The sequence below is a fragment of the Neisseria dumasiana genome, from assembly GCF_022870885.1.
GTDB lineage: Bacteria > Pseudomonadota > Gammaproteobacteria > Burkholderiales > Neisseriaceae > Neisseria > Neisseria dumasiana.
Map to the genome: position 1 here is coordinate 2,418,814 of NZ_CP091509.1, position 20,944 is coordinate 2,439,757.

Annotated in this window: 17 protein-coding genes; 10 read left to right on the forward strand and 7 right to left on the reverse strand. The window is 55.8% G+C overall.

Annotated elements, in window-relative coordinates; all coding sequences use genetic code 11:
• The first annotated feature begins 16 nt into the window (after positions 1-16).
• From LVJ88_RS11265 to LVJ88_RS11295, 7 genes are all read left to right on the forward strand, one after another.
• On the forward strand, positions 17-691 hold the full coding sequence (locus LVJ88_RS11265) for an HAD family hydrolase (protein WP_085357776.1): 675 nt from the start codon (positions 17-19) through the stop codon (positions 689-691).
• 58 nt (positions 692-749) lie between these two features.
• Positions 750-1,532: a formyltransferase family protein gene (locus LVJ88_RS11270; RefSeq protein WP_085417858.1), complete on the forward strand. Its 783-nt coding sequence runs from the start codon at positions 750-752 to the stop codon at positions 1,530-1,532.
• Positions 1,525-2,700 (forward strand): DegT/DnrJ/EryC1/StrS family aminotransferase, encoded by a 1,176-nt coding sequence (locus tag LVJ88_RS11275; RefSeq protein WP_085417857.1) that lies wholly within the window; start codon positions 1,525-1,527, stop codon positions 2,698-2,700. Before LVJ88_RS11270 ends, LVJ88_RS11275 begins: the two co-directional genes overlap by 8 nt.
• A gap of 179 nt (positions 2,701-2,879) precedes the next feature.
• The gene (locus LVJ88_RS11280; protein WP_085357780.1) at positions 2,880-4,784 is read left to right on the forward strand and encodes a polysaccharide biosynthesis protein; all 1,905 of its coding nucleotides are present in this window, start codon (positions 2,880-2,882) and stop codon (positions 4,782-4,784) included.
• A gap of 51 nt (positions 4,785-4,835) precedes the next feature.
• A complete protein-coding gene (locus LVJ88_RS11285; protein WP_085417856.1) occupies positions 4,836-5,966 on the forward strand; it encodes a polysaccharide export protein in 1,131 nt (376 codons plus the stop codon).
• Positions 5,967-5,998: 32 nt separating this feature from the next.
• Entirely contained in the window at positions 5,999-6,439 is a 441-nt protein-coding gene (locus LVJ88_RS11290) for an arsenate reductase/protein-tyrosine-phosphatase family protein (protein WP_085417908.1), read from the forward strand.
• Positions 6,440-6,476: 37 nt separating this feature from the next.
• Positions 6,477-8,645, forward strand: a complete 2,169-nt coding sequence (locus LVJ88_RS11295; RefSeq protein WP_085417855.1) for a polysaccharide biosynthesis tyrosine autokinase — start codon at positions 6,477-6,479, stop codon at positions 8,643-8,645.
• 107 nt (positions 8,646-8,752) lie between these two features.
• Here the strand turns inward: LVJ88_RS11295 and LVJ88_RS11300 are convergent, their stop codons facing one another.
• The 7 genes from LVJ88_RS11300 to LVJ88_RS11330 all read right to left on the reverse strand — a co-directional run bounded on the left by LVJ88_RS11300 (position 8,753) and on the right by LVJ88_RS11330 (position 16,835).
• Positions 8,753-10,204 carry an alanine/glycine:cation symporter family protein gene (locus tag LVJ88_RS11300; RefSeq protein WP_085355687.1) on the reverse strand — a complete coding sequence of 484 codons (1,452 nt, stop codon included), beginning with the start codon at positions 10,202-10,204 and terminating at the stop codon, positions 8,753-8,755.
• 106 nt (positions 10,205-10,310) lie between these two features.
• The gene (locus LVJ88_RS11305; protein ID WP_085355688.1) at positions 10,311-11,780 is read right to left on the reverse strand and encodes an aldehyde dehydrogenase; all 1,470 of its coding nucleotides are present in this window, start codon (positions 11,778-11,780) and stop codon (positions 10,311-10,313) included.
• Positions 11,781-11,792: 12 nt separating this feature from the next.
• Complete coding sequence (gene dapA / locus LVJ88_RS11310) at positions 11,793-12,656, reverse strand: 4-hydroxy-tetrahydrodipicolinate synthase (RefSeq protein WP_085357788.1); 864 nt, start codon at positions 12,654-12,656, stop codon at positions 11,793-11,795.
• 89 nt (positions 12,657-12,745) lie between these two features.
• Positions 12,746-13,999: an NAD(P)/FAD-dependent oxidoreductase gene (locus tag LVJ88_RS11315; protein WP_085417854.1), complete on the reverse strand. Its 1,254-nt coding sequence runs from the start codon at positions 13,997-13,999 to the stop codon at positions 12,746-12,748.
• The gene (locus tag LVJ88_RS11320; RefSeq protein ID WP_085417853.1) at positions 13,996-14,961 is read right to left on the reverse strand and encodes a 4-hydroxyproline epimerase; all 966 of its coding nucleotides are present in this window, start codon (positions 14,959-14,961) and stop codon (positions 13,996-13,998) included. The genes LVJ88_RS11315 and LVJ88_RS11320 overlap by 4 nt, the downstream gene beginning before the upstream one ends.
• A 239-nt stretch (positions 14,962-15,200) precedes the next feature.
• Positions 15,201-15,953 carry an AraC family transcriptional regulator gene (locus LVJ88_RS11325; RefSeq protein WP_085417852.1) on the reverse strand — a complete coding sequence of 251 codons (753 nt, stop codon included), beginning with the start codon at positions 15,951-15,953 and terminating at the stop codon, positions 15,201-15,203.
• Positions 15,954-15,983: 30 nt separating this feature from the next.
• Positions 15,984-16,835, reverse strand: a complete 852-nt coding sequence (locus tag LVJ88_RS11330) for a mechanosensitive ion channel family protein (RefSeq protein WP_085417851.1) — start codon at positions 16,833-16,835, stop codon at positions 15,984-15,986.
• 389 nt (positions 16,836-17,224) lie between these two features.
• On the opposite strand from LVJ88_RS11330, the gene LVJ88_RS11335 reads away from it, so the two are divergent.
• The 3 genes from LVJ88_RS11335 to LVJ88_RS11345 all read left to right on the forward strand — a co-directional run bounded on the left by LVJ88_RS11335 (position 17,225) and on the right by LVJ88_RS11345 (position 20,915).
• On the forward strand, positions 17,225-18,247 hold the full coding sequence (locus tag LVJ88_RS11335; protein WP_085417850.1) for a hypothetical protein: 1,023 nt from the start codon (positions 17,225-17,227) through the stop codon (positions 18,245-18,247).
• Positions 18,248-18,408: 161 nt separating this feature from the next.
• The gene (gene prfB, locus LVJ88_RS11340; protein ID WP_085417907.1) at positions 18,409-19,512 is read left to right on the forward strand and encodes a peptide chain release factor 2; all 1,104 of its coding nucleotides are present in this window, start codon (positions 18,409-18,411) and stop codon (positions 19,510-19,512) included.
• An 80-nt stretch (positions 19,513-19,592) separates the two neighbouring features.
• On the forward strand, positions 19,593-20,915 hold the full coding sequence (locus LVJ88_RS11345) for a M16 family metallopeptidase (protein WP_085417849.1): 1,323 nt from the start codon (positions 19,593-19,595) through the stop codon (positions 20,913-20,915).
• The last annotated feature ends 29 nt before the right edge of the window (positions 20,916-20,944 follow it).

Genomic DNA, 20,944 nt, shown 5'->3' on the forward strand with positions numbered 1-20,944 from the left:
AGAAAGTATGAAGTAAATGAACAACATCAGACCATCGGAAAGTATTTTGGTCTTGGATTTAGACGATACGCTGTATCCGGAATACGAATACAAAATTTCCGGCATCCGAACCGTGTGCAAGCACATTTCCCTGCTCTACCCCGAGCACCGCGCCGACAACCTGATGGCGCAGCTGGATACATCCGGCAACCACTGGCTCGACAAGCTGTGCCGCCTGTGCGGTTTCAACGAATCGGAAAAACAATCTTTATTGTGGCTGTATCGGACACACACACCGAACTTAACGGCATTTATGCCGTCTGAAGAATTTAAAGATATGCTGAAACCATTTGCCGCCTGCATATTGATTTCAGACGGCCGCAGCCTGACACAGCGTTTGAAGCTGTATGCACTCGGCCTGTTGGAATGCTTCGACGAAATTTTGATATCGGAACCCTGCGACTCGAAAAAGCCCGACGACAAACGTTTCAAACATGTGCAGCAACAGTATTCCGGCCGGCACTACATTTATGTGGGAGACAATATTGCCAAAGATTTCATCACGCCCAACCGTTTGGGCTGGCAAACGATCGGTATCTTGCCCCAAAAACACAGTATCCACCAACATCAGGCAAACCGTTTCGACAACAGCCACCAACCGCACATATGGTTGGCCGGGATAAACGAACTCCCCGCACTGTTCGCACGATAACAAGCCTTTAACAAGGCGGGATCGCAGACACACGTTTATTTAAAATCAAGGATAAAAAATGACCAAAATTCTCTTTATGGGTCGGAAAAAAGTATCGGCCGGATTATTGGAATTCCTATCCGCGCAAAACAACATCGAGATCGTAGGCGTGCTGACCGACAGCCATCTGCAAGGTTCGCCCACCACGGCCGCCGCCAAACGCTTGGGGCTGCCGCTATACACTTTCGATACTGCCTTGCAAGCCATGAAAGAAGGTCGTTTGAACTACGATTTGGGTATTTCGGTGCTCTACTGGCGCAAACTGCGCGACGAATTTCTCAGCACGCCCTCTCGCGGCACCATCAATTTCCACCCCGCGCTGCTGCCCGAATACAAAGGCACCGGCGGCTACAATCTGGCGATTATGGACAAGCTTTCCGAATGGGGCATCTCCGCCCACTATATCGACGATTCCATCGACACCGGCGATTTGATCGAAGTGGTGCGCTTTCCGATGGATCCCGACACCGAAACCGCCCAATCGCTCGAACGCCGCTCGATGGAGGTGCTGGAAGGTTTTGCCCAACGCCTGATCATGCAGGCCGCAACCAGCGAAACCAAACTGCCAGCCTATCCCAACATCGGCGGCGAATACACCAGCCGTGCCGAGATGGAAGCCATGAAAGAAATCCGCCCCGGCGACGACGTTGACCGAAAAATACGCGCGTTTTGGTTTCCGCCTTACGACGGTGCGTATATCGAAATCGACGGCAAAAAATTCACTCTGGTCAACCGCCGGATTTTAGAAGACGTTGCCCCTAAAGATTCCACCAGCCTTTTTGCAGGACAAGCCGATGCTTAACACTTCTATCGCCCCGTGGCCTTCGTTTACCCAAGAAGAGGCCGATGCCGTATCCCGCGTATTGCTCTCCAACAAAGTCAATTATTGGACGGGCACGGAATGCCGCGAGTTTGAACAAGAATTTGCCGCCTTTGCCGGCACGCAATACGCCGTGGCACTCGGCAACGGCACGCTGGCTTTGGACGTTGCCTTGAAAGCCATGGGCATCGGTGCGGGCGACGATGTGATCGTTACCTCGCGCACGTTTTTGGCTTCCGCTTCTTCCATCGTAACCGCCGGTGCCAACCCCGTGTTTGCCGATGTGGATTTGAACAGCCAAAACATTTCCGCCGAAACCATTCAGACGGCCTTAACTCCGAACACCAAAGCCGTTATCGTGGTGCATTTGGCCGGTATGCCCGCCGAAATGGACGCGATTATGGACTTGGCCGACAAGCACAATCTGTGGGTTATCGAAGACTGCGCCCAAGCGCACGGTGCGAAATACAAAGGCAAGCCGGTCGGCTCCATCGGCCATATCGGTGCGTGGTCGTTCTGCCAAGACAAAATCATGACCACCGGCGGTGAAGGCGGCATGGTAACCACCAACGATAAAGAGCTGTGGTCGAAAATGTGGTCGTACAAAGACCACGGCAAAAGCTACGATGCCGTGTACAACCGCCAACACCCGCCCGGCTTCCGGTGGCTGCACGAAAGTTTCGGCACCAACTGGCGCATGATGGAAATGCAGGCCGTTATCGGACGCATCCAACTCAAACGTATGCCGGAATGGACAGCCAAACGCCAAGCCAACGCCGCCAAGCTGGAGGCCGTCTTAAAAAACTTCGGCAGCATCCGTTTGGTGGACGTTCCCGACTACATCGAACACGCGCAATACAAATTCTATGCGTTCGTGAAACCCGAAAACCTCAAAGCAGGCTGGAGCCGCGACCGCATCGTCGAAGAATTGGGCGCGCGCAAAGTGCCGTGCTACCAGGGTAGCTGCTCGGAGGTGTATTTGGAAAAAGCCTTCGACAACACGCCGTGGCGGCCGAAAGAACGTTTGAAAAACGCGGTGGAATTGGGCGACACCAGCCTGATGTTCTTGGTGCATCCGACCATCACGCCGGAAGAAATGGATTTCTGCTGCCGCCATATCGAAGAAGTGCTGAAAGCGGCCACGGCGTAAAGCCTGCCTTTTCAGACGGCCTGAACAATACGGCCGGCGCATGGCGCACACGATAAAGCAAACAAAGAAAAACAAAAAATAAATACTTTTTCAGACGGCCGTTTACCCGGCCCGAGGCCGTCTGAATCTGCCGCACACGAACACACAACAACAATAAATAACAACACCGGAAAACAGATATGAATTTGGAAGCCTTACTATCGTTGCCCCGCAACGTTAAAAAAGCCTGTTTCATCATTCACGATATGTTGGTGATATTCGTGTCATTTTGGTTTGCCCAAAGCCTGAAAGCGAGCTACGACGGCGAATGGGCAAATGCCGCCAACTGGCTGGCGTTTGCAGCCACGGCGGTGCTGACCATCGTATTGTTCGTCAAACTGGGTTTATACCGCGCCGTTACGCGTTATGTGAGCACCCGCATTCTCAGCACGGCGGTATTCGGCTGCATGCTCTCGGCGGTGTTTTTTCTATTCAGCGTATTGATTTTCGAGCAACGTCTGCGGCTCGCGCTGCCGGTGGTTTATTTTTTGATGCTGGTGGTGTTGGTAACCAGCTCGCGCATTATTTTAAAATCGATTCTTTCCGACCGCCGCCACCGCAAGCAGATGGCACCGGTGATTATCTACGGCGCAGGCCAGTCGGGCAGGCAGCTTCTCGAAGCCATCAAACAGGTTAACGAATACAACGCCGTGGCTTTTGTTGACGACAATTCCGCCATCCAACACACCACCATTTACGACCTGCCCGTTTACAGGCCGTCTGAACTCGAAGACCTCATCAAACGCTACGGCGTCGAAAAAATCCTGTTGGCGATACCGAGTGCTTCCCAAGAACAACGCAAGCTCATCATCGAACGCCTCAAATGCCTGCAATGCGAAGTGTTGTCGATTCCGGGCATGAAAGACTTGGTAGACGGCAAAATCAGCGTCAGCTCGCTGAAAAAAGTATCCGTTATCGACCTGCTCGGCCGCGATCCCGTTGCCCCCCGCCCCGAATTGATGAGTGCGGACATTTCCGGCAAAGTCGTTTTGGTCACCGGCGCGGGCGGCTCCATCGGTTCCGAACTGTGCCGCCAGATTATCCGCTACCGTCCGGCCAAACTGCTTTTGTTTGAACTGTCGGAATTTTCGCTGTACAGCATCGATAAAGAGCTGCGCGAATTTCAGACGGCCTCCGGCATGGATATCGAAGTCGTACCGCTTTTGGGTTCGGTGCAGCACCGCAAACGCCTGTTCAGCATCATGGAAGCCTACGGCGTGCAAACCGTGTATCACGCCGCCGCTTACAAGCATGTGCCGATGGTGGAATTCAACACCATCGAAGGCGTGCGCAACAATGTGTACGGCACGCTTTTCTGCGCGCAAGCCGCCGTAGATGCCGGCGTAGAAACGTTTGTATTGATTTCCACCGATAAGGCCGTGCGCCCCACCAACACCATGGGAGCGAGCAAACGCATGGCCGAACTGTGCCTTCAGGCTCTGGCTGCCGAAGCCGGCCAACAAACCCGTTTCTGCATGGTACGCTTCGGCAACGTGCTCGGCTCGTCCGGCTCGGTAGTGCCCGTTTTTGAAAAACAGATTGCCGCAGGCGGCCCGATTACCCTCACCCATCAAGACATTACCCGCTACTTCATGACCATTCCCGAAGCCGCCCAGCTGGTGATTCAGGCCGGAGCAATGGGCAAAGGCGGCGACGTGTTCGTGCTCGACATGGGCGAATCGGTGCGGATTATCGATTTGGCCAAGCAGATGATCCGCCTGAGCGGCTTGGAAGTGAAAGACGAAAACCACCCCGACGGCGACATCGAAATCAAAGTAACCGGACTGCGCCCGGGCGAAAAATTATACGAAGAGCTGTTAATCGGCGAAGAGGTTCAACAAACCGGCCACCCCCGCATCATGACCGCCAACGAAGTCATGCTGCCGTGGGATGCCCTGTCCGACATTCTCACCCGTATGGATACGGCATGCCGCGAAATGAACCAAATGGCCCTCAGACAACTCTTATTGGAAGCACCAACCGGTTTTGCGCCCAAAGACGACATCTGTGATTTGGTTTGGCTGCAAAACCGGCAGGCCGTCTGAAAACCCCATACCGTTCAGACGGCCTTCCGCCACACCCGAAAAGGACAAACCGTGAAGACAACACTCACTGTAATCAGCTTCTCGCTGCTGGCCTTAACCGCCGGCTGCACCGTCGTACCCGGCTCCGGCCTGCCCACGCGCAACAAAACGGTGGTGTACGACCACAACGAAAGCAAACAAGATACCGTATTAGACAGCCGCATCAATATTTACCCGATTACGCCGGGTCTGATCGACCGCATGCAGGAACACCGCCGCGGCGCACTGAGCAACCCCGCGCTCGAACGCCAAAAATCCGGCTACCGCTACCGCGTGGGCAGCGGCGACGTGCTGAACGTGATGGTTTGGCACCACCCCGACCTGAACACCCCCACGCCTTCCGGCACGCAAACCGAAAGCAAACAAGTGAGCAACGGCGTATGGGTTGACGAAGCCGGTTATCTTTCCTACCCGCTGGCCGGCAGAATCTACGCCCGCGGCAAAACCCTGCCCGAACTGCAAAACATCCTTACCGGCCGTCTGAAACGCTACATCAAAAACCCGCAGGTATCCCTAACCGTAACCGAATTCCGATCGCAGCGCGTTTCCGTATCCGGCGCAGTCGGCAAACCCGGCCAATTTCCGATTACCAACGTACCGCTGACGCTGCTTGACGTAATCGACCAAGCCGGCGGCGCGGCCGAAAACGCCGATACCAACAACATCAGATGGACGAAAGACGGCGTAGAACGCACCATCTCGCTGCAAGACATCCGCCAACACGGCGATTTGTCGCAAAACCTGCTGTTAAGCGGCGGCGACATCGTGTATGTGCCCACCACCGACAACAGCAGAGTGCATGTGATGGGCGAAGTCGGCAAACAAACCTCCCTGCGTATGGGCAGCTACGGCCTGACCCTCACGCAGGCACTGGGCGACGCGGGCGGCATCAACCAAGTAACGGCCAACGCATCCGGCGTATTCGTGATCCGCAACGTGCCCGAAGACCGGGCCAAACCGATACACGTTTACCAACTCAACCTGAAAGACGCATCGGCCTACGCATTGGCCAACCGCTTCAAACTGCGTGCCGATGACGTTGTTTATGTAACTGCCGCACCGGTATCGCGTTGGAACCGCGTAGTTTCCCAAGTAACCAACTCCGTTTCCAACATTACCTCCCTGAACAGCTCCTTCAACTGATGCCGGCCGCAAAGCCCCAGAAGCGACGCGAGATGTTTAACAAGATTTTAATCGTCTGTATCGGCAACATCTGCCGCTCGCCCACGGCGGAGCGGCTGTTGCAGAAAAAAATGCCCCACCTGCAGATATCCTCCGCAGGTTTGAAGGCTCTGGCAGGCAAAGATGCCGATCTGCAAGCCATACGCACGGCGCTGCGGCACGGCCTCATCATCGCCGGACACACCGCCCGCCAGCTTACCCCCGCCATGTGCGGGGAAGCCGATTTGATATTGGTGATGGAACCGCAGCACATCGACATGGTTGCCGACGTACTGCCTTCCGCCCGAAGCAAAACCATGCTGTTCGCCCAATGGCTGCCGCAAAAAAGCATACCCGACCCCTATATGCAGACCGAGGAGTTTTTTGAAACGGTTTACCGGAAACTGGAAGAAGCCGCCGAACAATGGGCATACAAACTGACCGTCAGACCGTAAACCCTCCCCGGTAAAAAATGAGAAGGAAAACCCGACAATGCCAACACCATACCCGCCCAACCTCCAACAAAAAAACAGCAGCGGTGAAATCGACGTAGGCCTGCAGCTGCGCAACTTGCTCAACTACAAATACCCGATTGCCATCGCGGTGGTTGCCGGCGGCCTTTTGGGTGCCGTTTACAGCCTGTCGGTTACGCCCGTGTACCGTGCCGACGCCATGCTGGAAGTAGAAACCAAGCAAAACCAGATTCTTACCGAAATCAACAACATGTTGACTTCGTCGGATTCGCCCACATCCGAAGCCGAATTGGAATTACTGCAATCGCGGCTGGTGCTCGGCAAAACCGTCGACGACCTTCAGCTCGACCAAACCGTCGAACCCAAATACCTGCCCGTATTCGGGCGGCTGGTGCACAACCTCAGAAGCGACATCGAACCCGAGCTGAAAATCCATACCTTCACCGTAGATGAAGAATGGCGCAACAAACCGTTTATCATTACCGCCAAAAGCAAAAAACTCTACTCCGTAGAGCTGCCCAACGACCGCATCATGGAAGGCAAAGTCGGCCAGCCGCTCAAAATCAACGGGCAAACCACACTGCAAATCAACCAGATTCTGGCCGAAAACGGACAGCGTTTCACCCTGACCAAACACTCGCGGCTCAATGCCATCGACCACATCAAACAAAACCTGACCGTATCCAGCAAAGGCAAAACCAGCCCCATCATCAATCTGGCATACAAAGGCACCGAACCCGAAAAAATCACCGCCATTCTCAACAGCATCGCCGACAACTACGTTAACCAAAACATCAACCGCGACGTTCAGGTGGCCGCCAGCGGTTTGGCCTTCATCTCGGAAGAGCTGCCCCGCCTTCAAGCCACATTGCAGGAAGCCGAAAACAAATTAAACGAATACCGCAAAAAAAGCGGCTCGCTCGATATTCCCGTCGAATCCAAAGGCGCGCTTGAAAGCCTGATCAACATCGAAACCCAAATCACCAACCTGCGCACCGAAGAAGCCGGCCTGGCAGAACTCTACACGCCCGAGCATCCCAACTACAAAGCCGTGCTCGACAAACTTGCCGTGCTCGAAAAAGCCAAAAGAAAAATCAACCAGCAAATTGCCGACCTGCCCAATACCCAGCAGGAAGTGATCCGCCTGACCCGCGACGTAGAAACCAACCAAAACACCTACACCCAGCTGCTGACCAAACAGCAAGAACTCAACATCATGAAAGCCAGCGCACAAGGTAACGTATGGATTGTCGATTACGCCGACAAACCCGAAAAACCCGTCGCCCCGCGTAAAGCCGTGATTACCCTGCTTTCCGCCATCAGCGCCGGCGTATTGACCGCTGCATGGTATCTGCTGCGTTCCGTGATGCGTCATGGCCTCAATAAGCCCGAAGACATCGAAACGCTCGGCTTGGATGTTGCCGCCATCATCCCCCTTTCACGCGCACAACAGAAACACGATGCCGCCCTCGGCAGCAAGCTCAAAGGCCTTTCCGCCTCCACGCCCCGCTCCGGCTACCTGCTCACCAGCGAAGCACCGACCGATGCCGCCGTGGAAGCCCTGCGCGCCCTGCGTACCAACATTTACTTCTCCATGAACGATGCCAAAAACAACCTGCTGATGATCACCAGCCCCGCACCCGGCTCCGGCAAATCGTTCATCGCCGCCAACCTCGCCGCAGTCATGGCGCAATCCGGCAAAAAAATCCTTTTAATCGACGGCGACATGCGCAAAGGTTATCTCGACGATTTCTTCGATGCCGACCCCGAACAAGGCCTTTCCGACATTCTCGAAGGCAAACTCTCCCCCGGCCAAGCCGTTCAGGAAACCCTTGTGCCCAACCTGAGCTTTATCAGCCACGGCACCCTGCCCGATAACCCGTCCGAACTGCTGCTCGACGGCCGTCTGAACACCCTGCTCAGCCGTGCCCGCCAGCGTTACGACTATGTGATTATCGACACCCCGCCGGTGTTGTCGGTTACCGATGCCAACATTGTCGGCCAGCAGGCAGGCATTACCCTGATGGTTACGCGATACGACAAAACCTCTGCCCACGAACTCGACCTCAGCGTCAACCGCTTGCAGCAAAGCAACGTCGAAGTACACGGCATCATCCTCAACGGCATGAAGAGCGACTCGCCCAACGGCTACGGCTATTACACTTCTTACAACTACAAGAAAGCGTAAACCCGCCGTATTGAACCGCAGCATCATGTATCAAAAGAAGGCCGTCTGAAAACCATGTTTTCAGACGGCCTTAACATGCTTAATAAACATTTATGCAGGCTTGCGCGTTATCGCTTACCGTGCTGTTGTGCGTACTCCACCCAAAACTCAGCATTCTCAATCCCGGCTTCGCGCGGGTCGAATACCGGGTCTAAGCCCGCTTTTTTCTGGCGGTCGTAATCACGCAGCGCACGCAGGGCGGGTTTGCTCAGGAACACGATGGCAATCAGGTTGAGGTAACACATGCTGCCGAAGCCGATGTCGCCCAAGCCCCACATCAGGCTGGCGGACTGCACGCTGCCGGTGAACACGACGGCTAAAAACACCACCCGCAAAATCATGCTGAGAATGGGGTATTTCAGCTTTTGGTCGAGGTAAAGCAGCGCGGTTTCGGCGATGTAGTAGTAAGCCAGCAGGCAGGTGAAAGCAAAGAAGAAAATGCCCACCGCCACGAATGCGCCGCCGAAATCGCCGAACACCGTGCCCAAGGCCGCCTGCGTGTAGGCCGAGCCTGCAACCACGCCGGGGATATTTTCCACCAGCGGCGTTTCCATGCCGGGCGGTTGCACGTTATACATGCCGGTAATCAGAATCATGATGGCGGTTGAAGTGCACACCAGCACGGTGTCGATATACACCGAAAAGCCTTGTACCAAACCTTGTTTCACGGGATGGCTCACTTCGGCTGCGGCCGAGCTGAACGTTGCCTCGCCCGCACCGGCTACGTTGGAGAACACGGCGCGGCGCACGCCCCACGAAATGGCGGTGCCGACAATGCCGCCGAATACCGCATCGGTGCCGAACGCGCTGCCGATAATCAGGCTCACGGTTTCGGGAATTTTCGCAGCGTGGCTAACCAACACAATCAGCATCAGGCCGACATAGCCCAAAGCCATCAGCGGGATGATGCGGTCGGCGGCGCGGGCGATGCGTTTGGTGCCGCCGAAAATCAGAAACGCCAGCATCGCAGAAACCGCGGTGCCGGTGATCCATACGGACAGGCCGAAGGCGTTCTCAAACGACGTAGCGATGGTATTGGCCTGAATGCCCGGCACCAACACGCCGTAGCTCAGGAAAATCACCACGGCCACCAGCACGGCAAAGGCTTTCAGCTTGAGGCCGCGTTCGATGTAGTAAGGCGAGCCGCCGCGGTATTCGGTGCCGACTTTGGTTTTATACACCTGCGCCAAAGTCGATTCTACAAACGCGCTGGCACCGCCCAACAGCGCCATCACAATCATCCAAAACACCGCCCCCGGCCCGCCCGCGGCAATGGCGGTGGCCACGCCGGCGATGTTGCCGACACCGATACGCCCCGACAGCGACATACAGAATGCCTGAAACGACGAAATACCCGCGCCGGATTCCTGCTTTTCCCTCAACAGGCGGATCATTTCGGGCAGATAGCGGAACTGCACGCCTTTGGTAATCACGGTGAAATAGAGGCCGACGGCCAAAGCCAGATAAACGAGGCCGTTACCCCAAATATAGTCCACCAGCGTATTGACTATGTTTTCCATCTTTTTCTCCTTTGTGGTTATTTGTGGTTATAGAAGGCCGTCTGAAAAAGCAGTTTGGGCTTCGCAGAAACCTACCGGCTTCAGACGGCCTGAGTATTGTTTTTTGTTATTCCACAAACCAAATCGTTTTTGCCTGCGTGTACTGCTCAAACGCTTCCACGCCTTTGTCGCGGCCGCCGAAGCCGGATTGCTTGTAGCCGCCGAACGGCGTGGCGATGCTGCCTTCCGAAAAGCCGTTTACCGATACCGTGCCTGCCTGAATTTTGCGGGCAACGCGGTGGGCGCGGCGGACATCGGAGGTGTAGAACGAAGCGGCCAAGCCGTAGTCCGATTGGTTGGCCAAACGAACGGCTTCTTCTTCGCTGCCGAAGGTGGTAACGGCCAGCACCGGGCCGAAAACCTCTTCTTTAAACACGGTCATATCGGCGGTTACGCCGTCGATGATCGCCGGCTCGAAATACCAGCCTTCGCCGGTTTTGCCGCCGGTAAGCAGTTTGCCGCCCTCTTTCAATGCGGTATCAAAATAGCGGCACACCTTATCGAAATGCGCCTCTTCCACCAGCGGGCCGAGATTGGTTTCAGGCAGGCGCGGATCGCCGACTTTCCAATCTTGCTTGAGGCCGTCTGAAAGCTTGGCCAGCAAGGTGTCTTTAATGCTTGCTTCCACAATCAGGCGTGAGCCGCAGCTGCAGTTTTCGCCCATGTTCCAGAATGCGGCGGCCAAAATCGACGGCACGGCTTTATCCAAATCGGCGTCGGCAAACACGATTTGCGGGCTTTTGCCACCGCATTCCAACACAATCTCTTTCAAATTGCTCTTGGCCGAATATTCCAAGAAATAACGGCCGACTTCGGTAGAGCCGGTAAAGGCCACCATATCGACATCGTGATGCATGCCCAAAGCCTTGCCCACCGTTTCGCCCAAGCCGCACACCAGCGTCAGCGCCGCTTCGGGCACGCCCGCTTCATGCGCCAGCTGCACCATGCGGTAGGCACTCAGCGAAGTCAGCTCGGCCGGTTTCACAATCACCGAATTGCCTGCCGCCAATGCCGGCACCACTTTCCACGCGAACATCTGCGCGGGGAAGTTCCACGGCAACACCGCGCCGACCACGCCGACCGGCTCGTGCACAATCAAGCCCATGGCGTCTTTGCCGGTGGGGGCGACGCGGCCGAAGGCTTTATCGACATATTCGGCGTAGAAATAAAAGGTTTCGATGGTGGCGGGCATATCGGTGTTGATGCACTCGCTGATGGGCTTGCCCGCATCGATACAGTCCAACGCGGCCAGCTCTTCGGCGTGTTCTTCAATCAATTGCGCCCAACGCAGCAGCACGGCCCGCTTTTCAGACGGGCTTTGGTCTGCCCAGAGGCCGTCTGAAAACGCAGCCCGCGCGGCGCGCACGGCGGCATCCATATCCTGCTCGCTGCCGTCGGCGATATAGCCGATAAGGGAATTGTCGATAGGCGTGCGGTTTTCCAGCTTCTTGCCCGAATCGGCGTGGTTCGGAATCAAATGCCCCGCCCACAGGCTGCCTGCTTTGGCGGCCTCGAAGATTTGTTCAACGGTTTTCATACGGCAGCTCCTTTATTTCAACAAAGCCGTAAATTCGGCGGCTTCCTGCGCGGTCAGGTTGTGCAGTGGCAGGCGCACTTTGCCGGCGGGTTTGGTGCCGTTTAAGCAGCCGATTTTGGCTTTTTGGTTGTAGTCGCCCGATTCCATCGAATGCAGGGCGGGATAAAGATTGGTGAGAATTTGGCGGGCTTGGTTCCAATCTTGGGCTTGTGCGGCGTTAAACAGGGCAACCTGCTCGCCGGGGAACACGTTGGCGGCACCGGCAATCCAGCTTTTCACGCCCCAGAAGAAGAAATCCAAAGGCTGGTCGTCGCAGCCGCACACCACTTGGAAATTGTCGAATTTCGCCTGAATCATGCGCAGCGCGTTGGAGAAATTGCCGGTGCTTTCTTTGATGCCGACGATGTTGGGGTGTTTCGCCAAATGCGCCACGGTGTCGAATTCGAGTTCCACGCCGATGCGGGCGGGGAAGTTGTAGAGAATAATCGGCAAGTCGGTTTTGGAAGCCACATATTCAAAGTGTTCGATAATGCCTTGTTGCGACGGCAGGCTGTATGGCGGCGCCGACAGCATCAGGCCGTGGTAGCCCAATTCTTTGGCGCGTATGGCACGTTGCGCCGCCACTTCGCTCGACATATCGCTCACACCGGCAATCAGCGTGCAGCGGCCTGCGGCAGCTTTGACGATGGTGTTCAACACGGTTTCGCGCTCGTCTTCCGACAAGGCGTAATACTCGCCGGTGGTGCCGCAGGCCACGATGCCGCGCACGCCTTTGGCGATAAACGCGTCCACCAATTCGGCCAGCAGCGCGGTATCGACCTGATTGTCGGCGGTAAACGGGGTAACGATGGGAACTAAAATACCTTCGATGTTCATGATGCTTCTCCTCTTGAGATAAATGGTGAATCAATTTAAAAAACCACACCCGTTCATACCCGGGCTTGATCCGAGTATGACGGCACGCCCTAGCTGCCGAAACGGTTAAAACGGTAAGGGCTTAAATCCATGGCAGGCTGTTCGCCGAAATACAGGGCTTTGACCAATTGCGCGGTCAGCGGCGCTTGGGTCAGCCCCAAATGCTGGTGCCCGAACGCTAGCAAAACGTTTTCTTTGCGGTCGATTACCGGCAGCGAATCGGCAACCGACGGGCGGAAACCCATCCACGGCACGGCATCTTGCCGGTTCAGACGGCCTTTGAGCATAGGCTCGGCCAAGCGGAACAGCTGCTCCGCCCGTTCCATATTCGGCGGCGCGTCCAGCCCGGCAAACTCCACCGTTCCGGCCAAGCGCAAGCCCGCGTTCATGGGCGTCATGATGAATTTGCGCTCGAAGCTACTCACCGGCACGTTCAAAATATCTCGGCTGTGCGGCAGCATCAGGTGGTAGCCGCGTTCGGTGTCGAGCGGAACATCGCTGCCGCACAGCTTGTTCAGCCACGGTTTGGAAAACGCACCGGCGGCAATCACCACGCGCTTGGCTTCAAACGCTTTGCCGCCGCCGATGATGCGGAACAGGCCGTCTGAAAAGGATTGGATATCGGAAACGTCGGTATGTTCACTCACCGTGCCGCCCGCCCGTATGAATGCTTGCTGCAAATCCGCCGCCATGCCCCCCAAATCGACCACATGGCCGGTATCGGGGTAAAACAGCGCACCGCGTTGCGTGTCGGCCAACGCCGGTTCGCGCTCGTGCAGGCGGGCATGGTCGAGCCATTCGTTGACCACGCCCAATTCATTCAACGCCCTGCCGTGTTTCTGCAACGCCGCCTGCCCGCTTTCGGTTTCGCACACCAGCAGCGAGCCTTCGATGCGGATATGTTTTTCCACGCCCCACTCGCGCGCAAACGCCTGCCATGCCGGTAAAGCGCGGCTGTTGAGCGCCATCAGGGCGCGGTGGCTGCGCCGGAAGCGTTCGGGCGTGAGGTGGCGCAGCAGGCTGAACAGCCACGGCGTGATTTTCGGCAGGTATTTCCAGTCCAGCCGCAACGGGCCGAGCGGGTCGAGCAGCATTTTCGGCAGCTGCTTGAGCACGTCGGGCGACGCTATCGGAAACACCTGTTCGGTAGCGATATGCCCTGCATTGCCGTAAGACGCGCCGCCGCACACGGTATCGCGCTCCAACAGCAGTACGCTTTCACCGCTGCTTTTTAATGCCAGCGCAATGCTCAAACCGACGATGCCGCCGCCGACCACCGCCGCAGAAAAAACTTGGCCGCTCATGATGTTTCGATTCCGTAACGGAACGGGTCGTCCGCGTTCACAAAAATTTCCGCCGCCGCATGAATGTGCGCCTCGCCTTTGATGGTCGGTATGATCATCCCCTCCGAATGCAGGCCGTCTGGAAACGGTTCGTAAGACGCGGCAAAGCGGCTGCCGATCACGCTTTCCTGTATCCATTCTTTTTCAGACGGCCACACGCCGTCGGCCGCCAAACAGGCCATCTTCGCGCTGGTGCCCGTGCCGCAGGGCGAGCGGTCGTAGGCTTTGCCCGGGCAGAGCACGAAGCTGCGGCTGTTGGCCGTGTCGGTTTTGCCGAACAGCTCGATGTGGTCGATTTCCTGCCCGTCTTTACCGGTGATGCCCTGCTCGTTCAGCGCGGTGCGGATGCGCCATGAAACATCGGTGAGCTGCTCCAGATTGTCGGGCGCGATGGTGCAGCCGTGGTCGTTCACCAAGAAAAACCAGTTACCGCCCCAAGCAATATCACCGGTGATGCTGCCGATGCCTTCCACATTGAGCGACACGTCTTTGCGGTAGCGGTAGGCCGGCACATTGCGCACGCTCACCGAGCCGTCTTCATGCAGCGTACAGCGCACATTGCCCACCGGCGTTTCGATGGTGTGGGTGCCGACATCAATGCGTTTAAGGTGTTGCAGCGTTTTAATCAGGCCGATGGTGCCGTGGCCGCACATGCCCAAATAGCCGCTGTTGTTGAAGAAAATCACACCGGCGGCAGAAGCGGGGTCTTGCGGCTTGCACAACAACGCGCCCACCAAAACATCCGAACCGCGCGGCTCCAAAATCAACGCGCGGCGCAAATGGTCGAAACGGTCGGCAAAATCGGCGCACTGCTCCTGCAAACTGCTGCCGGAAAGCTCGGGGAATCCGCCGTACACCACACGGGTCGGCTCGCCGCCGGTGTGGGAATCGATCACGGAAAAAGTGTATTCGGTATGCGGCATGGCACAATCCTATCGCTGAACAAACTTCCGCCCACCTTACAAAACCGCCGCTGCCGCCGTCTTGATGAATTTCCCGATTTTTGTGCAGAAATGGGCATACCCACAGTTAAATCACAAAGCCGTCATACTCGGGCTTTGACGAACGTACTTTGGTACAAATTGCTTCACCTACCATTTGCACAAAACAGAAATGCCTGTCTGAAAACCCTTTTCAGACAGGCATTTCTATACGTTCGCTGTTATCTCGATTTCTTAAATTCAGACGGCGACAACCCCACCAACGCCTTAAACTGCCGCGTAAACGCGCTGTGGTCGGCATAGCCGCAGCGGGCGGAAATTTCCGTTACCGACAAGCCCGTTTCCAGCATCGCCATCGCCGCTTCGATGCGCACTTTTTGAATGTATTGCGAAGGCGTGATGTGGAAAATCTTTTTGAAATAACGCTCGATTTGGGCGGTGGAAAGGCGCGAAACGGCTTCCAAGTCTTTCATTTTGATGCTTTGGTCGAAATGGCCGGCGATGTATTTTTCAATCAGCGCGATTTTTTTGTTCAGCTCGGGGCGGTTGCTGTCGTTGGTTTCCACATCCACCGATACACCCAGCATGGCAATAACCTCACCCTGCGGATTGCGCACGGGCATTTTATGGGTGATGCACCAGCCCAATTCGCCCGAAGCATAAGTATGCAGCTCCAGCTTGTTGCTGATGGTTTTGCCTTCGCTCAACACTTCCCGGTCTTGCTGCGTATAATGCTGCCCCCATTCCGACTGAAACAGATCTTCCGACGTTTTGCCGATCAAAGCGGCCATATCGGGCAGTTGCAGGCGGTGCAGCAGCGTATCGTTGGCATAAACGTATTGCGCCTGCGTGTTTTTTACAAAAAACACCGTGCTCGGCAGCACCTGCAACACAGGCGCAAACATGTTCAGGCTGCGGATGAGGTCGTTTAAATCCTGCGGCTGAACCGCGGGCGGGAGGAAGGCGGGTAGCATGGCGGATAAGGTTGTGCGGCAGTTTCTTTATTAATCTTTATTATTCAATAATTTATACTGAATACGGATAAATTCGTCGAGCAATGCCTGCTGGATTTCCAAACGCTTCTGCACCGGCGAGGCAAAGCGCACGACAATGTGGTACACCTTGTCGTCGTGCGGCACGCGGGTGATGCGCGGTTGTGCGGCCGGCGTAATAAACAGCTTTTGCGTCTGCACTTCTTCCAAGTGGCGTTCGATGGCGGCGATATAGGGCAGGCAGAGTTTTTCCAGCAGCTTTTGCAGGCCGGGCACGATGGCATCCGAATCCAAATGAATGGGCACGGGGATTTCGAGCGTATGAATCACATACATGCCCAGCACGTTGTCGCGCTGCACCGAATGCGACAGCAGCAGGCTGTTGGGAAAGGATACGGTTTTGCCGCTCAACTGCCCCACCAAAGTATGCGGGCCGATCTGCATCATCAGGGTATTGAGCAGATTGATATCGACCACCCTGCCCCGCAGCCCGTTCACTTCTATATAATCGCCAACCGAATATTGGTTGGTCGATGCCCGCAGCAGGCTGCCCGACAAGCACATGATCAGCTCTTTGGTGGCTAACACAATGGCGGCGGCCACGGCAAACATGGATAATGCCAGCGTTTGGATTTGCGCCGCCCAGATAATCGCCAGCCCGAACACCGCCAGAATCAGCGTAAAGTTGCGGCTCACCACCACCCAGCGGCGTTTCTCTTCGATTTCCATCGCCGGATGGCTGCGGAAATGGGCTTGCAGAATCACCCCGCGCAAAATCAGCACACCGATGATCATCAGCACCGATTCGAGAATTTCGGCCTTAACCGGCCCGTTTTGAATATATTGGTTTATGGTTTCCCACATAGCGGATTCCGTTAATGCGTTTTATGCCGTTAAGATAAAAAGAGACTTTGCAAAACCTACGGATGTGGATGCGGTTCAATGTGCGGCAGCGCAGACGGCGATTGTGCAAAAGTCTCAAAGAGTATAGCAAAGCCGCCTCAGCCGCCTTCCCCGCCCAAACCGTATCCGGCAGTAAAATATGTAAAAGTCTGTAGGCACTATTGTAAACACAATGGCATCGGCCGTATGGGAATTTGTGCCCGAAAACCCGATAAAAGCAGGTATTTTGCGCCTGCCGCAACATCCGCTAATGTCCGACTAATTTTATTGTGTTAGATTTAGCCTGCAGGCCGTCTGAAACCACCTGCCCGCGATATTGTCGAACCCTTGGAAAAGATAGGAAAGAAAATATGTTGAAACCCAATACACTCAGCCGCCTGTTGGCCGTATCTCTGGCCTGCGCCATGCTTCCGGCCTGCGCCGACAACAGCGGCAACAGCAATGAAACCGCTAAAACCGCCAAAGCAGAAAAGGGCGACAAAGCCGACAGCCGCTACCAATTGGCCAATATTTACGAACCTTCCGCCGCAGTACAGCTTTCAGACGGCCGCGTATTGATTGTTGAAGACGAAGCCAAACGCGCATTCAGCCTGCTCACTTTCGAGAGCAGCGGCAATTTCAAAGAAGACGAAAGCGCCGACGAAGCATTTATGGCCAGCTTCAAGCAGTCGCACAGCGATTTGGAAGCCCTAACCCGCGATGCGCAAGGCTGGGTATATGCCGTCAGCTCGCATTCCGAAACCAAGCAAAACGAACGCCTGCCCGCCCGCGAACATTTTGTGCGCTTTAAAATCAACGGCAACAAAGCCGAGCAGATCAGCTACGCGCCCAATCTGAAAGACGCGCTCGGCAACGCCCAATCTCTGCTGCAAAGCATTAAAAAACAAACCGGCCGCTCCATCGACTTCCACACCATGAACGTCGAAGGCATGCACTACGACCAAGCCGCCAACCGCCTGCTGCTGGCTTTCCGCGATCCGTTCAGCATGATCGTGCCGGTTGAAAACCCCGACGACATGTTCGGCAAAGGTGCGGCACCGCGCTTCGGCGAACCGGTGGTGCTCAAACTCAAAGGCGGCGGCATCCGTTCGTTAACTTACGATCCCGTGCTCAAAGCCTATGTGCTCGCCAATGAAGTAACCGGCGACAACGGCAAAGGCCAATCGCAGCTGTGGACGTGGGACGGCAAAGCCCAATCCGCACCCGTGGCGCTGAACCTGCCCGAAAACGTGAAGCTGAAAAACATCGAAGCGGTAGAATCCGTAACCCTCAACGGCAAGCCCCGCCTGCTGCTGATGGGCGACGAAGGCAGCGTGAAAAAACAACGCCCCGCCCGCTATCTGCTGATCGATTACGCCGATCTCAACAAATAATCCCGATGAACACTTTGAGGCCGTCTGAACATTTCAGACGGCCTCGATTGTTACCCGCCAAGCCAAGCGGCGCACACCCAAGCCGCATGGCAAGCCCTTATAAAATTCAGTACAATACACACCTGATTTTTAAGATTGAGACGAACAAAGAGAACATCATGATTGAAGCCGAAATCGTCAACCAATTAAACGGTATGCTCAACGACCTTTCCGCACGCAGCAAAGACATCCGCGGCTACCTCGACTACGACGGCAAAAAAGACCGTTTGGAAGAAGTCGTCGGCCTTTCCGAAGACCCCGATTTGTGGAACGACCCTAAAAAAGCCCAAGAAATCGGCAAGGAGCGCAAAGTGCTTGAAGGCATCGTACTCACGCTCGACAACATCGCCGCCGGTATCGACGACAACCGCGAGCTGCTGGAAATGGTGGTGGAAGAAAACGACGAAGAAGGTTTTGCCGCCGTACAGGCAGACATCGCCAACCTCGAAAAACAAATGGGCGAGCTGGAGTTTAAACGCATGTTCAACCAGCCGGCCGACGTAAACAACTGCTTTATCGACATCACCGCCGGTGCGGGCGGCACCGAAGCGGAAGATTGGGCGGGCATGCTCTACCGCATGTATCTGCGCTATGCCGAACGCAAAGGCTTCAAAGTGGACGTGTTGGAAGAAGACGAAGGCGACATCGCCGGCATCAACCGCGCCACCATCAAGCTCGAAGGCGAATACGCCTACGGCCTTTTACGCACCGAAACCGGCATCCACCGTTTGGTTCGCTATTCGCCGTTCGATTCCAACAACAAACGCCACACCTCGTTCTGCTCGGTATTCGTTTACCCCGAAGTGGACGACAGCTTTGAAGTGGAAATCAACCCCGCCGACCTGCGTATCGACACCTACCGCGCTTCCGGTGCGGGCGGCCAGCACATCAACAAAACCGATTCGGCCGTGCGGATTACCCACAACCCCACCGGCATCGTGGTGCAATGCCAAAACGACCGTTCGCAACACCGCAACCGCGACGAAGCGATGAACATGCTGAAAGCGAAGCTGTTTGAATTGGAAATGCGCAAACGCAACGAAGAAAAACAATCGCTCGAAGACAGCAAATCCGACGTGGGTTGGGGGCATCAAATCCGCTCGTATGTGTTCGACCAATCACGCATCAAAGATTTGCGCACTTCTTACGAAGTCGGCAACATCAAAGCCGTGATGGACGGCGATTTGGACGGCTTTATCGAAGCCAGTCTGAAACAGGGCGTGTAAACACATATCCGCCCCTTCCCATTCCTTCAGGCCGTCTGAAAGGCTTTTTCAGACGGCCTGCCACACACCGAAAGCCGCACATGTCTCCCAAACTTCTACTTCCCCTTATCCTGCTGCCCGTTTGCGCACAAGCCGCCGTTAACATCCAACGCTGGCACACCGCCGAGGGCACACAAGTGCTGTTGGTAGAACGCCATGAAAACCCCATTGTCGACGTTCGCATCAGCTTCAAAGGCGCAGGCAGCACGTCCAACCCTGCCGACAAAAGCGAAGTGGCCGAATTTACCGCTTCCATGCTGACCACCGGCACCGAAGAACTCGACGAAGAAGCCTTTCATGCCCGCGTAAACGACTTGGCCGCCTCACTCAGCAGCGACAGCGGAGAAGAAGGTGCCGCCGTTACCCTGCGCAGCCTCAGCCGGGCCGACAGCCTACGCCCCGCCGTTGCCTTGCTCAACCAATCGCTAACCCGCCCGCGCTTTGCCGAACCTGTGTTCGAACGCCTGCGCAAACAAAGCATCACCGCCTTGCAGCAACAAGAAACCGACCCCGGTTTCATCGCCGAGCGCGAGCTGACCCGCCTCAATTACGGCAGCCATCCTTACGGACGCTCCGCCTATACCGGCGCCGACAACATCCGCAAAGTGACACTTAACGACATCCGCGCCTTCCACCGCAGCCGCTACGGTAAAAACAACGCCGTTGTTGCCGTGGTCGGCGACCTCAACCGCCGCCAAACCGAAGCCTTGGTCAAACAGGCATTAAACGGGCTGCCCGCGCGCAGCACCGCCGCGGAAAACGTGCCTGCCGTGCCCGAACACCGCTCCGAACAACGCCGCATCCCGTTTGCGGGCGAACAGGCCCAAGTGATGCTGGGCATGCCCTTAATCAAACGCCACGATCCCGATTATTACGCGCTCGTCGCCGGCAACTACGTTCTGGGCGGCGGCGGATTCGACAGCCGCTTAATGCAAGAACTACGCGACAAACACGGCTACACCTACGGCGCATCGAGCGGCTTGTCGCCCGCCAGCCAAGCCGGTCCGTTTACCATCGGCTTCTCTACCCAAAAAAACAATACCGAACCTGCTTTACAGGCCGCCCGCCGAGTGCTGACCGCCTTTATCGAAGAAGGCCCTACCGAAGCCGAATTAAAGCAGGCCAAAGCCAACATTACCGGCAGCTTCCCCCTGCGCTTCGACACCAATGCCAAACTCTTGGGCTACCTGAGCCTGATCGGTTTTCACAACTTGCCCGACAATTATCTCGAAGCCTACCCCAAAGCCATCTCCGCCTTAACTGCCGAGCAAATCAAATCTGCGTGGCAACGGCGGGTGAATCCTGAAAACATCAATATCGTGGTGGTCGGTGCCGACGGCGGCGCGCAAAAAGCCAAGCCGTAACACGGTTCACAGACCGAAAAAGGCCGTAA

Coding starts and splice junctions, on each gene's coding strand:
- LVJ88_RS11265 (WP_085357776.1), top strand. CDS start 17: ATGAACAACATCAGACCATCGGAAAGTATTTTGGTCTTGGATTTAGAC.
- LVJ88_RS11270 (WP_085417858.1), top strand. CDS start 750: ATGACCAAAATTCTCTTTATGGGTCGGAAAAAAGTATCGGCCGGATTA.
- LVJ88_RS11275 (WP_085417857.1), top strand. CDS start 1,525: ATGCTTAACACTTCTATCGCCCCGTGGCCTTCGTTTACCCAAGAAGAG.
- LVJ88_RS11280 (WP_085357780.1), top strand. CDS start 2,880: ATGAATTTGGAAGCCTTACTATCGTTGCCCCGCAACGTTAAAAAAGCC.
- LVJ88_RS11290 (WP_085417908.1), top strand. CDS start 5,999: ATGTTTAACAAGATTTTAATCGTCTGTATCGGCAACATCTGCCGCTCG.
- LVJ88_RS11295 (WP_085417855.1), top strand. CDS start 6,477: ATGCCAACACCATACCCGCCCAACCTCCAACAAAAAAACAGCAGCGGT.
- LVJ88_RS11300 (WP_085355687.1), bottom strand. CDS start 10,204: ATGGAAAACATAGTCAATACGCTGGTGGACTATATTTGGGGTAACGGC.
- LVJ88_RS11305 (WP_085355688.1), bottom strand. CDS start 11,780: ATGAAAACCGTTGAACAAATCTTCGAGGCCGCCAAAGCAGGCAGCCTG.
- dapA (WP_085357788.1), bottom strand. CDS start 12,656: ATGAACATCGAAGGTATTTTAGTTCCCATCGTTACCCCGTTTACCGCC.
- LVJ88_RS11315 (WP_085417854.1), bottom strand. CDS start 13,999: ATGAGCGGCCAAGTTTTTTCTGCGGCGGTGGTCGGCGGCGGCATCGTC.
- LVJ88_RS11320 (WP_085417853.1), bottom strand. CDS start 14,961: ATGCCGCATACCGAATACACTTTTTCCGTGATCGATTCCCACACCGGC.
- LVJ88_RS11325 (WP_085417852.1), bottom strand. CDS start 15,953: ATGCTACCCGCCTTCCTCCCGCCCGCGGTTCAGCCGCAGGATTTAAAC.
- LVJ88_RS11330 (WP_085417851.1), bottom strand. CDS start 16,835: ATGTGGGAAACCATAAACCAATATATTCAAAACGGGCCGGTTAAGGCC.
- LVJ88_RS11335 (WP_085417850.1), top strand. CDS start 17,225: ATGTTGAAACCCAATACACTCAGCCGCCTGTTGGCCGTATCTCTGGCC.
- LVJ88_RS11345 (WP_085417849.1), top strand. CDS start 19,593: ATGTCTCCCAAACTTCTACTTCCCCTTATCCTGCTGCCCGTTTGCGCA.